This window comes from Canibacter zhuwentaonis (assembly GCF_018531145.1).
Taxonomy (GTDB): Bacteria; Actinomycetota; Actinomycetes; order Actinomycetales; family Microbacteriaceae; genus Canibacter; species Canibacter zhuwentaonis.
The window spans coordinates 39,990-52,211 of sequence record NZ_JAHDSZ010000009.1 but is presented as its reverse complement, the minus strand read 5'-3'; the positions used below and the strand labels follow the sequence as shown (position 1 = coordinate 52,211).

Sequence of the window (12,222 nt, the reverse complement as noted above, 5' to 3'; positions counted from 1 at the left end):
ACGGCGCGGAATGGTTTGTTTAATGGCACGATTATTCCTGCGCGGCTGCTGCTATTTCCAGGCTTAGCAGCGCTCCGGCTGCGTTTTGCGGATCGGGCGCTGTAACAGTAAGGACGGTGAAACCGGGTTTTGAGTAGTGTGCCGAAACAAAGCCGTGAGCATCAGTGCTTGTTTCGCCGTCGCTAACATACCCGGAAGCGCTCATAAGTTTTTCGCGCAGTGCGTCTGCTTGATCAGCCTGCGGCACAGCATAAACAATAAACCACGACCCGGCAGTGCGCTCACCCGCATCATAAATCTCCTTGTCAGCTGGGGCATATAACGCAGCAGCGGGCAGTGAATGCGGTCTTTTCTGATTTCGCTGATAGGTTTGATCCTTTTCCGTGTCCTGCCAACTGTTAGATTCAGCAGATTTAGCGGGGTCTGGTTTATTGTCGCCGTTTACAGAGCTGCACGCGCTTAAAGCTAGTGTGAGAATGCTCGCAATGGCTAACAGCTTAGGTCGTGATTTTTTAGATCCAGTCATCATCTGCCTCAGAAAATCCTAGCTCCGCGGTAATTTCGCGCGGTTCGGGGTTGGGGGCATGCACGATGTTAAACTTATCAGCCAGCGCCTGTGCGGTAGCGCACCCGGCAGGGGGCGTTACACTAAGGCGCGGCTCGTTTTCAAGCCAGGTTAGTTTCCAGTATCCGCCACGCAGGGGATTTATAGTGTGCTGCTGGGGTGCAGGGTCGCCCTGCGAGGTTACCGGGTCGCTCGGATTCGTGCCTGCGCCGCTTTGTCGAGTTACTACGGGAGTGCTCTGGTGAGCCGGTGTTGGGATGCCCTGGCAGGCTGCATCCCAATTCCTCTCGGACTGGCGTACAAGATCGTGCAGCTGCGGAGGAACACCCGTGGGTATTTCTGCCGTACCGATACGCCAACTAGTGCCCAATCGCATTATACCTGCCGCAGCTCGATTTCTGAGACGGTGACTTTATCTGTGCCCTCGGCGAGCTCTAACCGCTGCACCTTGCCAAGCTCGGTAATGTCTTGCTTTGCGCTGTTAAGCAGTGCGAGCTGCGCTACGGGAGCTGTTATTTTAGCGAAAACAACCTCTGTGCGCTGCGACACTTTCGCCTCGCTTTTGGCGGCGCGAATGCCCATTATTGCCTCGCCCGCAAGCTCTAGCAGTTCTGCAGAAGCACCTGCAACAGCGGCGCTAAACTCATCGGCAGCGGGCCAGGAGGCGGTGTGCACCGATCCGCTGTTAAACCACGACCACACCTCAGCGGTTGCGTATGGTGTAAAAGGAGCCAGTAGCCTGACCAGGGCGCGTAAGGCGATCCGCAGAGCAGCAATGGCAGAAAGCTGCTGTGCGCCGTCTGCGGTGTGCGCGCGGGTTTTTACAAGCTCGAGGTAGTCGTCACAGAAGATCCAGAAGAAAGTTTCGGTGACGCTCAGCGCCTTAGCGTGATCGTACTGTTCGAAAGCCTCGGTTGCCTGCGTAATCACATCCGCGAGCTGCGCCAGCATTGCGCGATCGAGCGGCTCAGTGACTGCGGCCGGCTCGTCGCTTAGAGCGGTTGCATCAAAACCCAGCACAAACTTTGCCGCGTTGAGCACCTTAATTGCGAGGCGCCGCCCGATTTTAATCTGCGTCGGGCGTTGCGGATCGAAGGCCGCATCAACCCCGAGCTTAGCGGAAGCCGCCCAGTAGCGTACAGCATCGGCGCCGTGCTGCTCGAGCATTCCGATCGGGGTGACCACGTTGCCCTTAGACTTTGACATTTTTTTGCGATCCGGATCTAGAATCCACCCGGAAATACCAGCGTTGCGCCACGGTAGTGCGCCGTGTTCCTGCTCGGCGCGCAAAAGAGTGCTGAACAGCCAGGTGCGGATAATATCCTGCCCCTGTGGGCGCAGATCGAATGGGAACACGAGCTTGAACAGCTCCGGGTCGCGCTCCCATTGACCAGCAAGCTGAGGCGTTAGCGAGGATGTTGCCCAGGTGTCCATAACATCTACCTCGGCGGTGAAGCCACCTGGAATGTCGCGCTGCGCTGCGGTGTAGCCGGGGGGCACATCGCTTGCCGGATCAACGGGCAGCGCGCGCTCATCGGGCACCAGCACCGTGTTGTAGTCGGTTTCGCCGCTCGCATCTACTGCGTACCAGACGGGCAGCGGTACGCCAAAGAAGCGTTGCCTTGAAATTAGCCAGTTGCCGGTTAACCCGGAAACCCAGTTTTCGTACCGCACTCGCATAAAAGCAGGATGCCACAGCAGTGCCTTGCCGTGCTCGATCAGGCGCTGTTGCAGCGCCTGATCATGAGCGCCGTTTTTAATATACCACTGGCGAGTGGGTATGATTTCAAGCGGCTTGTCGCCCTTTTCAAAAAACTTCACGGGGTGCGATATTTTGCGCGGCTCGCCAAGTATCTCGCCGCTCTGCTGCAGCAGCTTAACAATCGCCTCTTTTGCGCTAAACACAGTTTTTCCGGCGAGCTCTGCCCAGGCGCTAAGCCCGGCTGCAGAGGTTATCGCCTCGGGCGGATCCTGCACGAACCGGCCGTCAAAACCTAGCACGCTACGGGTTGCTAAATTCAGCTCTCGCCACCAGATAACATCTGTAACGTCGCCAAAGGTGCACACCATCGCAATACCTGTTCCCTTATCTGGCTGTGCCAGGCGGTGCGCAAGCACTGGCACCTCAACGTCAAACAGTGGGCTGATCACGGTTTTGTTAAAAAGTTGTTGGTAGCGCTTGTCGTCAGGGTGAGCCACGAGAGCAACGCAGGCTGGGAGTAGCTCTGGGCGAGTTGTGTCGATGTTTAGCGCGGCTCCCTCTGCTGTGCGGAAAACGAGCGTGTGATACGCTCCCGGCAGCTCTCGATCTTCGAGTTCTGCCTGCGCAACGGCGGTGCGAAAGGTCACATCCCAGAGCGTAGGAGCCTGTGCCAAATACGCCTGCCCGCTGTTAAAATTGCGGATAAAAGCGCGCTGTGAAGTAGCAATAGAATCTGCGCTGATTGTGCGGTATGTTTGCTTCCAGTCAACGCTCAAACCGAGCGTGCGCCACATCTGCTCAAACTGCTTCTCATCTTCCGCGGTGAGTTCTTCGCACAGTTCAATAAAATTGCGGCGTGAAATTGGGAGCTGATTTGCGGCTTTACTGGTTTTATTATCGCCTCCGCGCTGCGGTGGTTCAAAATCCGCTTGATAGGGCAGCGATGGATCGCAACGCACGCCGTAGTAGTTTTGCACGCGGCGCTCGGTTGGCAGACCGTTATCATCCCAGCCCATCGGGTAGAAAACCTTTTTACCTCGCATTCTCTGATAGCGAGCCACAGTGTCGGTGTGAGTGTATGAGAAAACATGCCCGATGTGCAGTGAGCCAGATGCGGTTGGAGGGGGCGTATCAATACTGTAAACACTATCACGGTCTGCGTTTGTGCGAGGGAACGCGTATGTTTCTTCTCGCTCCCAAATTTCACACCACTTAGCTTCAAGCCCTTCAAGCTGAGGTTTTGAAGGAATTTGATTCATTAATCGCTCCTGGAAAATATTTGTTTTACTGCTTTTATAGTGTACCTATTTTTATTGTGCGCGGTGTTAAAACTATTGGGGACGGGCATAAAAACATATCTATTCAAAATTGCTCTGGTCTGTTAGTCTTTTAAGCGGTTTAAAAACCATAAATATGTAATTTACGAAAGGCAAATGGTGCATATAGTAAAACGCAGCGCTAAGACAGCTGCGACAATCCTTACCGCAAGCGCGCTTTTGCTAATGGCAGGCTGCGCTAACACAGCAGAGCAGAACAGCGCTGACACTGTGCAAGATGGCACTGTGAAGTGGGTGATTACGGGCGCTAACCTCGATAACGGGCACATGGATCCACACCGGAGCCAGCTTGATTCCAGCTTTATGATAGGGCGTTTGGTGCTTGACTCGCTTACGTTCTTGAATAACAAGGGCGAGCTGAAACCGTGGCTGGCAAAATCGTGGGAGGTTAGCGAAGACGGTAAAAAAGTTACTTTCAAGCTCCGTGACGATGTGAAGTTCCACGACGGCGAACCGTTTAACGCTGAGGCGGTGAAAGCTAACTTTGAGCATATTGTGGCACTGGAGACCGAATCAGCTGCCGCTAAGGATCTGCTCGGCGGCAGCTCGTTTAAGGGTGTTAATGTTATGAGCGAATACCTCGCAGAGGTTGAATTTGAGCAGCCTTTTGTGCCGTTTTTGAACAACACCTCAAGCTCGGGTCTTGGGATGTACTCGCCAAAAGCACTGCGTGAAAACGCTGATAAACTAGCCACCGGCGGACCAGGCATTAGCGTTGGCTCCGGCCCGTGGAAAATGACCGAGCTGGTTGCTGGCTCAGGAGTTAGCTACGAGCGCAACTCGGATTACAAATGGTATCCTGAGGGCGTTACCGGCATCGCCGACAGCGCCGCTAAACTCGAGCTAGGTTTTGTTGCCGACGACAGCTTGCTAACCGTTCGCGTTGAAAACAACGAGGCACAGATTGCAAGTCAGGTAAAACCGCTTGCCGCTGCACAGTCTAAAGAAACTGTGCACGCGCAGGACGTGCCGGGTCTGCCATATTCTGTGTACTTGAACACAAACCGTGACGGAATAAAAGAAACTAAGGTGCGCCAGGCGCTAAACTACTCCGTTGACAAAGCGGCAGCAACAAAAGCTGTTTACGGCGATCTAGTCGCGCCCGCAGACAGCGTGCTAACTCCGGCAACCCCGTTTGTTGATGTTAAAACAAAAGCGTCATTTGACGTGAAAAAGGCTGAAAAGCTGCTTGACGAGGCAGGTTGGGTGCGCGACACCCCGGACGCTGTGCGTAAAAAAGACGGCAAAGAACTGAAGCTGTCTTGGGTTAGCTGGACACCGCGCTCTGACGAAACTCAGGCTTTTGCTGATCTGGTGATTGACAACTGGCGCAAAATCGGCGTTGCTGTAACTAATGAGGTTGTTGAGCCGGGTGAATACCTGAAGCGCTACACCGCAGGTGATATGGATTTAACCGACTGGAGCTTCATGGCCGTGGATCCTGACGCCCTGCGCAACCACTTGCACAGCAAAGGATTCCAGAATGCGTCACACATTTCTGACCCAGAACTGGACAAAAAGCTTGAGGCCGCAGCTGCCGCAAACACTGCCGCAGCGCGCACCAAGCTCTACAGCGAAATTGTGAAGTGGGCGAACGAGGAGGCGGTAATTATTCCGCTGCACCAGATTTCGTACATCACAATTAATAACAAACACGTTAAAGGACTCGAATTTGACGGTTACGGTCGTCCGCTGTTCTTCAACGTGGCAGAAATAGCGTAACCGTAACAGATGACGCAGCTGCGCGCCCCGCACAAGCAGAGCCAAAACGGTTTTAGTGCGGGGCGTTTTGCTTCCAAAATGGGCAACACACAGATGCGTAAAAAAATCCCTGCGCTGTGGGTACTGCGCACGCTCTTAAGCTCACTCGGGCAGATTATTTTCACGGTTTTTATCGCCGTTACTGCCAGTTTCTTTGCTTTAGCACTGGTGCCCGGAGACCCCGTGAGCGTGCGGCTCGGTTCGCTTGCTAGAATTAGCGAGGCTCAAAAAGAGGCTTTGTGTGAACAGCTGGGGCTGACGGATCCGCTGCCGCAGCAGTATTTGCGACACCTAGGCAGTTTTCTAACCGGGGATCTCGGATATTCTTACCACCAAAAATTGCCGGTTGCAGAAATTATTGGCAGGCAGCTGATGCCGACCGTGCAACTTGCGGTTGTGGCGATGCTGTTTGCGCTGGTGCTGGTACTGCTCGGGCAGGTTATTAGCCGCGCTGGCACACAGTGGGGGGTTGTGAGCTACTGGCGTGAGCGGGTTTTAATGACCCTGCACACCCTGGGAGTGAGCGCTCCCAGCTATTGGGTTGGCTATTTACTGCTAATGCTGTTTGCGTTTAAACTGGGGTGGTTTCCCACCGGCGGCGCAAAAAACTTTAGCGCGGTGATTCTGCCGGCGACGGCGCTTGCGCTGCCAATAGCCGGACTGCTCGGGCAGGTTGTTGATGCTGAGCTGCAGGCTAGCGAGCGGACGGCATTTGCGCTGAGTTCTCGCGCGCGGGGCATGAGCCGCGCCGGATATGCGGTGCGGCACGGCGTAAAACACGCTGTTCCTGCGGTGAGCACGCTGGTAACAAACATTGTGGGCAGCCTGTTTGGGGGCGCTGTGCTCACCGAAACCGTGTTTGCGCGGCCGGGTATTGGCAGAGTTGCGCTGGACGCGGTTGTGCAGCGCGATATGCCAACCGTGCTAGGTCTGGTCGCACTCGCGGCGGTGCTGTTTGCGACCCTCGGGCAGCTGTTGAAGCTGCTGCTGTTGGCGACGGATCCTAGATTGCGAGCTAATAATGCGTAGATTTTTGAAACCGACGGCGCTGCTGGTGCTCTGTTTTGAGGTGCTGCTGGTGCTGATGATTGTTGCGCCGTGGCTTTTAACGCGGGTTGATCCGTTAGCCACCGATGCCGCGCAGGTGCTCGCCGCACCCAGCCTGGCGCATCCCTTTGGCACCGACCAAACCGGGCGGGATTTACTCGCGCGGATCATTCACGGCGCGCGCAGCAGCGTGCTCACAGGTGTTGTGGCCGCGTTCGGAGCGGCTCTAATAGGTACGGTTTTGGGTACAATAGCCGCGTTTGGATCGGGCTGGGAGCGCAGTCTGTTTATGCGCATCACCGAGGCGGGCATGACGCTGCCGGAGTTTCTGATTGCGCTGCTGATTGTTGCGTACACGAACACCGGGTTGTGGGGTGTGACGCTCGCGGTGACGTTGGCGACAATTCCCGGATACGCCCGTATTGCAACCGTGAGTGCGCGCAATGCGGTGCTCACAGAAGCATACATAACCGCGAAAGTGCTGGGGGTTGGGAGGTGCCGCAGGTTTTTTGTGTACGCGCTGCCAACGGCGGTGCGTCCCGTGTTTGCATTGGCGCTGGTTGGTGTGGGGGTTGCGATTTTGATGATTTCCGGGCTGACGTTTTTGGGTCTCGGACTCACCCCGCCCGATCCCGACTGGGGCGCGATGCTCAGCCAGAGCAAAACTTATGTTAATCGCGCCTGGTGGCCGCTTCTGTTCCCGGGCGTGTCGCTAATTGCGGTTGTTGCGTACTTTATGCTGCGCGGTAAGCAGCTGCAGAGAAAGTGGCTGTAAATGACAGAGCCGATTTTAGACGTTGCTAATTTAAGAGTTTATGACCCCGTGGGCAAGCAGCTTGTGTGTGCTGCACAATTGCGCGTGTATCCGGGCGAGACGGTTGCGCTTGTGGGTGCTTCCGGAGCCGGTAAAACGATTTTGGTCAGGGCGCTTGTGGGGTTGCTCGACGCGCCGTTGCGCGCGCAGGTCGACAGCCAGCATTTTGCGGGGGTTGCAGTTAGCTCCGAGCCGCAGCTGCGCGATCGCCAGCTTGCGCAGCTGCGTCGTAAACATCTTGGCTATGTTAATCAGGACGCGCAGGCGAGTTTGGATCCGCTGCAGAAAGTTAGAGCGGCGCTCGCTGAGCAGGCTCTTTTGAACGGCACTAAAAAGACCGCCGCGCAGTTGGCTGCCGCGCTGCAACTGGCGGGAGCTGACGAGTCGCTGCTGCGAATGTATCCGCACGAGCTGTCTGGCGGGATGCGGCAGCGGGTTTTGATTGCCGCGGCGCTTGTGTGCGAGCCGCAGCTGATTATTGCGGATGAGCCCACGAGCGCGCTCGATCCGCACATTGGTAATCGCGTGCTGCAGACACTGTTGCGCGCGCGCCAGGACAGCGCGGGGCTGCTGCTGATTTCGCACGACACCGAGATAGTGGCGAAATACGCGGATCGTATCCTGCTGGTTGAATCTGGTGTGCTGCGTGAGTGCACCGCGGCAGAGCTGTTGCGCCGCAGCAAAACGGAGGCTGTGGACACCGCGGGTGCGGCAGCTGGCAGCGTAGCTAGTAGTTACGACTTTGCGTTTAGCGCGGGCTATCGCAGGGGCGAAAATGCGGTGCATGAGCTGGAGTTTAGCCTGCAAAAAGGCGCGGTTACCGCGTTTATAGGGGAGTCTGGTTCGGGCAAAACAACCGCGGCAAAAACCGTGCTCGGGCTGGTGCCGTACGTAACGCACCGCGCGGGGGTAGCGAGGCAACCCCCGCGTGCTGCCTGGGTGCCGCAGGATACACGCAGTTCAATGCTCCGGGGCATGATGGTCGCGCAGGTTTTAGGCGAGGCGCTAAACACCGCAGCGCGCCGCACGGAATCCAAGCGGATAACAAAAGAACAGGCGCAAGAGAGGGCGATTAAACTGCTCGCGGCAGTGCAGCTGCCGCCGCAGGTCGTGGGTAAAAAGGTTGCGGAGCTTTCCGGTGGGCAGGTGCAGCGTCTGGCGCTGGCGCGTGCGCTCGCGGCGGATCCGGAGCTGTTGATTCTGGACGAACCGGTGGCAGCTCTTGACGCGCAGTCGCGGTTTGCGATTGTGCAGCTTTTACAGCGGGTGCAGGCGCAGCGCGGGCTGAGCACGCTTTTAATCTCGCACGAGATGAGCAGCGTGCGCGCGCTTGCGACAAGGGTTTACGTGTTTGACAGGGGACGCATAGTTGAGAGCGGGAATGTGACCGAGATTTTCAGCTCACCTACGACCGCTGCCACACAAGCTCTTGTCGTATAGCTGGTGTATAATTCTAGTTATCGGCTGTGATCCGGCAATCACCGGGGAGCTCTCAGCAGAACGGCGCGTTGCGCTTATTAGATCTGAGCGTGCGGGCGCGTTAAGCCTTAAATTAAGTGGCTTTAGCAACGCAGGGTGGTACCGCGGGAGTTTTCTCGTCCCGGCACAGTAGTAATTCCATGACTGTTGAGAGGTGGCCAAATGATTTTTCCGCGTTCTAACACCCCCGTGAGCGCATCCGCTGAGCCAATCAGTGCCAGCTACAACCCGCCAGAAATAGAAGAGCAGGTGCTCGAGTTCTGGCGCGCGGATAACACCTTCCGGGATTCAATTGCGGCGCGGGAGAACGCTGCCGAGTGGGTTTTTAACGACGGTCCACCGTTTGCTAACGGGCTGCCGCACTACGGGCATCTGTTAACGGGCTATGCAAAAGATGTTTTCCCGCGTTTTCAGACGATGCGCGGCAAAAAAGTTGAGCGCCGTTTTGGGTGGGACACGCACGGTCTGCCCGCCGAGTTGGAGGCTATGAAGCAGCTCGGGCTGACCGAAAAACAAGAGATTCTCGACATGGGGATCGCGAAGTTCAACGCAAAAGCGCGTGACTCTGTTTTGCAGTACACTCGCGAATGGGAAGAATATGTGACCCGCCAGGCGCGCTGGGTTGATTTTGAGAACGACTATAAAACGCTCAATATCGAGTACATGGAGAGCGTGATCTGGGCTTTTGCAGAGCTCTATAAAAAAGGCTTAGTCTATGAGGGGCAGCGGATTTTACCGTACTGCTGGCGCGATCAAACCCCGCTTTCAAACCACGAGCTGCGCATGGACGATGACGTTTATCAGATGCGGCAGGATCCGAGCGTCACGGTGACCTTTAAGCTGCGCGGCGAGGCTGCTGCAAAGCTCGGGCTTGCGGGGGTGAAAATGCTCGCGTGGACAACAACTCCGTGGACTCTGCCGACGAACTTTTCTGTTGCTGTTGGCCCAGAGGTTGCATACGTTGTTGTGCAGGCTGGTCCTAACGGTGCGGCGGATGGCGCCGTTCCGGGGCAGGGCGCGTACCTGCTGGCGGCGGCACGGCTTGGCGCGTACGCCAAAGAACTCGGATACGAAGACGCAGCAGAGATTACAACAATAGCAGAGTTTAAGGGTGCCGAGCTTGAACGCCTGCAGTATGAGCCGCTCTGGGACACCTACGCCGACGCTGCAACATGGGGCACCGAAAACGCCTGGATTGTGACGGTGGCAGACTACGTCACAGTAACAGACGGCACAGGCATTGTGCACCAGGCAACGGCCTACGGTGAAGAAGATATGCTCATCAACGCCGGCTACGGCATTCCGGTGATTCTTTCCGTTAATGAGGAGGCAGAGTTTTTGCCCGTGTTCAGTGACGGTCCGCTCGCAGAAATTGTTGGGGTGCAGGCGTTCGCGGCAAACCGCACCATAATTAACGTGCTTAAAAAAGAGGGCAAACTGCTGCGCGAGGCCAGTTATGAGCACTCCTATCCGCACTGTTGGCGCTGTCGCACCCCGCTTATGTACAAGGCTGTTTCGAGCTGGTTTGTGCGGGTTACAGAGATCAAAGACGAACTAATCGCCGCCAACGAGTCAATTAACTGGGTGCCTGCCAACGTCAAATACGGGCAGTTCGGAAAGTGGTTGGAGGGCGCGCGCGACTGGTCAATCAGTCGCAATAGGTTCTGGGGCACACCGATTCCGGTGTGGGTTAGTGATGACCCGGAGTATCCGTGCGTTGAGGTTTACGGCTCGCTCGCTGAAATCGAGTCTGGCTTTGGGAAACTGCCGCGCAACGAGTCGGGGGAAGTGGATCTGCACCGCCCGTATATTGACGAGCTGGTGAAGCCAAACCCGAACGATCCAACAGGAAAGTCCAAACTGCGCCGCATTGAAGACGTGCTCGACGTGTGGTTTGATAGCGGATCAATGCCGTTTGCGCAGGCACACTATCCTTTTGAGGCAAAAGAGTGGTTTAACACGCACCAGCCGGCCGATTTTATTGTTGAGTACATCGGGCAGACTCGCGGCTGGTTCTATGTGCAGCACGTGCTGTCGACGGCGCTTTTCGGGCGTCCCGCCTTCAAAAACGTTGCCAGCCACGGCATTGTGCTAGGCAGAGACGGCAATAAAATGTCAAAGTCACTGCGCAACTATCCTGATGTGAACGAGGTTTTTGAGCGGGATGGGTCAGACGCAATGCGCTGGTTCTTAATGTCATCTTCGGTGATTCGCGGCGGTAACCTGGTGGTCACAGAAAACGGTATTCGCGAGAGCTCGCGGCAGTTCCTGCTGCGCCTGTGGAACACCTGGTATTTCTTCAGCCTGTACGCAAATGCTGATGGCAACAGCCCTAAGCGAGACACCTCGAGCGCGCATCCGCTGGATAAATATATTCTTGGCAAATTGCGCGTTGTCATTGCAGAAACCGAGCGTGCCCTTGAAAACCTGGACACAGCAACCGCGTGTGCCGCGCTGCGCAATTTTACCGAAATTCTCACCAACTGGTACGTGCGCGGCAGCCGCGAGCGTTTCTGGGAGGGTGTGAGCGGCGAGCATGGCAAACCAGAAAATCAGGCGGCTTTTAACACCCTTTACACGGTGCTTGAGACGCTTTGCCGCACGGCCGCGCCGCTGGCTCCGATGATGACCGAGCATATTTGGCGAGCCCTGACCGCAGAGCGTTCTGTGCACCTTGCCAACTGGCCGGAGGCGAGCGAGTTTCCGCTCGATAGCGAGCTGCTGGCCGCGATGGACGAGATCCGCCAGATCACCTCGCAAGCTTTGAGTATGCGCAAAGCACAGCAGCTGCGGGTGCGTTTACCGTTGCAACAGCTGACGGTTGTGAGTGCGCAGGCGGATTCGCTGCGCCCCTTTGCCAAGCTGCTGCAGGACGAACTGAACGTGCGCAACATCGAGTTTATTCAGCTCGCCGATGACACCGCTGCCAAGTACGGGGTGCGCGTTGCGCTCACGGTTAACGCGCGTGCTGCCGGGCCGCGCCTTGGCAAGCGCGTGCAGGAGGCGATCCGCGCGGCAAAATCGGGGGACTGGTCAGAGACCGACGGCGTTGTTAGCGCGGGCGGTATTGAGCTGGCTGCCGGAGAGTACGAGCTGACCCTTGTGGCAGCCGATAATGCGGTCGGTGAGCAGGCGCTTGCGCTCACCGCGGGAGGCGGATTTGTGCTGCTGGACACCGCTATAACAGCGGATTTGGAAGCCGAGGGCGTAGCGCGTGACACCGTGCGAGCCGTGCAGGAAGCCCGCAAGAGCGTGGGTTTGAACGTTAGCGACAGGATTAAACTACGGCTCACAGTGCTTGCCGAATACGCGTCCGCAATTGTGGCGCACGAGGCGATGATTAAACAGGAGACCCTCGCGGTTGAGCTGAGCGTTAGTGAGACTGCGCAAATTGCGCCCGCCGCGGGCGTTACAGACGAGCCCGACGGGTATCGCAGCGTTGGTGTGACAAAGGCTATTGGCGTTAAAAAAGATCCGATCACGGTGGCAGTTTCAGTTTTTACTGAAAAGTAAGGTA

The 12,222-nt window shown here is 56.4% G+C and carries 7 protein-coding genes and 2 pseudogenes; 6 read left to right on the top strand and 3 right to left on the bottom strand.

The features are described from left to right. Positions 1-31 precede the first annotated feature (31 nt). Genes KJY78_RS04875 through valS form a run of 3 tightly spaced genes read right to left on the bottom strand, consistent with a single transcriptional unit; the run spans position 32 to position 3,526 of the window. Positions 32-529, bottom strand: a complete 498-nt coding sequence (locus tag KJY78_RS04875) for a hypothetical protein (protein WP_214337491.1) — start codon at positions 527-529, stop codon at positions 32-34. After that, the gene (locus KJY78_RS04870; protein ID WP_214337490.1) at positions 513-941 is read right to left on the bottom strand and encodes a hypothetical protein; all 429 of its coding nucleotides are present in this window, start codon (positions 939-941) and stop codon (positions 513-515) included. Before KJY78_RS04870 ends, KJY78_RS04875 begins: the two co-directional genes overlap by 17 nt. Further along, complete coding sequence (gene valS / locus KJY78_RS04865; protein WP_214337489.1) at positions 941-3,526, bottom strand: valine--tRNA ligase; 2,586 nt, start codon at positions 3,524-3,526, stop codon at positions 941-943. Before valS ends, KJY78_RS04870 begins: the two co-directional genes overlap by 1 nt. A 243-nt stretch (positions 3,527-3,769) precedes the next feature. On the opposite strand from valS, the gene KJY78_RS04860 reads away from it, so the two are divergent. The 6 genes and pseudogenes from KJY78_RS04860 (at position 3,770) to ileS (ending at position 12,218) form a co-directional block, all read left to right on the top strand. Then, positions 3,770-5,326, top strand: coding sequence for an ABC transporter substrate-binding protein (locus tag KJY78_RS04860; protein WP_214337488.1), 1,557 nt, complete (start codon positions 3,770-3,772; stop codon positions 5,324-5,326). Positions 5,327-5,335: 9 nt separating this feature from the next. Further along, positions 5,336-6,394: an ABC transporter permease gene (locus KJY78_RS04855; RefSeq protein WP_214337487.1), complete on the top strand. Its 1,059-nt coding sequence runs from the start codon at positions 5,336-5,338 to the stop codon at positions 6,392-6,394. Continuing rightward, the gene (locus tag KJY78_RS04850; protein ID WP_214337486.1) at positions 6,387-7,187 is read left to right on the top strand and encodes an ABC transporter permease; all 801 of its coding nucleotides are present in this window, start codon (positions 6,387-6,389) and stop codon (positions 7,185-7,187) included. Before KJY78_RS04855 ends, KJY78_RS04850 begins: the two co-directional genes overlap by 8 nt. Further along, positions 7,188-7,712 (top strand): annotated as a pseudogene (locus KJY78_RS06885) (ATP-binding cassette domain-containing protein); the annotation flags it as partial. It abuts the gene before it with no gap. Between the two features lie 39 nt (positions 7,713-7,751). After that, positions 7,752-8,454, top strand: a pseudogene (locus tag KJY78_RS06880) (ATP-binding cassette domain-containing protein); the annotation flags it as partial. Between the two features lie 413 nt (positions 8,455-8,867). Next, positions 8,868-12,218: an isoleucine--tRNA ligase gene (gene ileS, locus KJY78_RS04840; RefSeq protein WP_214337484.1), complete on the top strand. Its 3,351-nt coding sequence runs from the start codon at positions 8,868-8,870 to the stop codon at positions 12,216-12,218. Positions 12,219-12,222: the final 4 nt, after the last annotated feature.

Bases quoted from the DNA above. Each gene is read 5' to 3' on its own strand.
- KJY78_RS04875 (WP_214337491.1), bottom strand. From the start codon at position 529: ATGATGACTGGATCTAAAAAATCACGACCTAAGCTGTTAGCCATTGCG.
- KJY78_RS04870 (WP_214337490.1), bottom strand. From the start codon at position 941: ATGCGATTGGGCACTAGTTGGCGTATCGGTACGGCAGAAATACCCACG.
- valS (WP_214337489.1), bottom strand. From the start codon at position 3,526: ATGAATCAAATTCCTTCAAAACCTCAGCTTGAAGGGCTTGAAGCTAAG.
- KJY78_RS04860 (WP_214337488.1), top strand. From the start codon at position 3,770: ATGGCAGGCTGCGCTAACACAGCAGAGCAGAACAGCGCTGACACTGTG.
- KJY78_RS04855 (WP_214337487.1), top strand. From the start codon at position 5,336: ATGACGCAGCTGCGCGCCCCGCACAAGCAGAGCCAAAACGGTTTTAGT.
- KJY78_RS04850 (WP_214337486.1), top strand. From the start codon at position 6,387: ATGCGTAGATTTTTGAAACCGACGGCGCTGCTGGTGCTCTGTTTTGAG.
- ileS (WP_214337484.1), top strand. From the start codon at position 8,868: ATGATTTTTCCGCGTTCTAACACCCCCGTGAGCGCATCCGCTGAGCCA.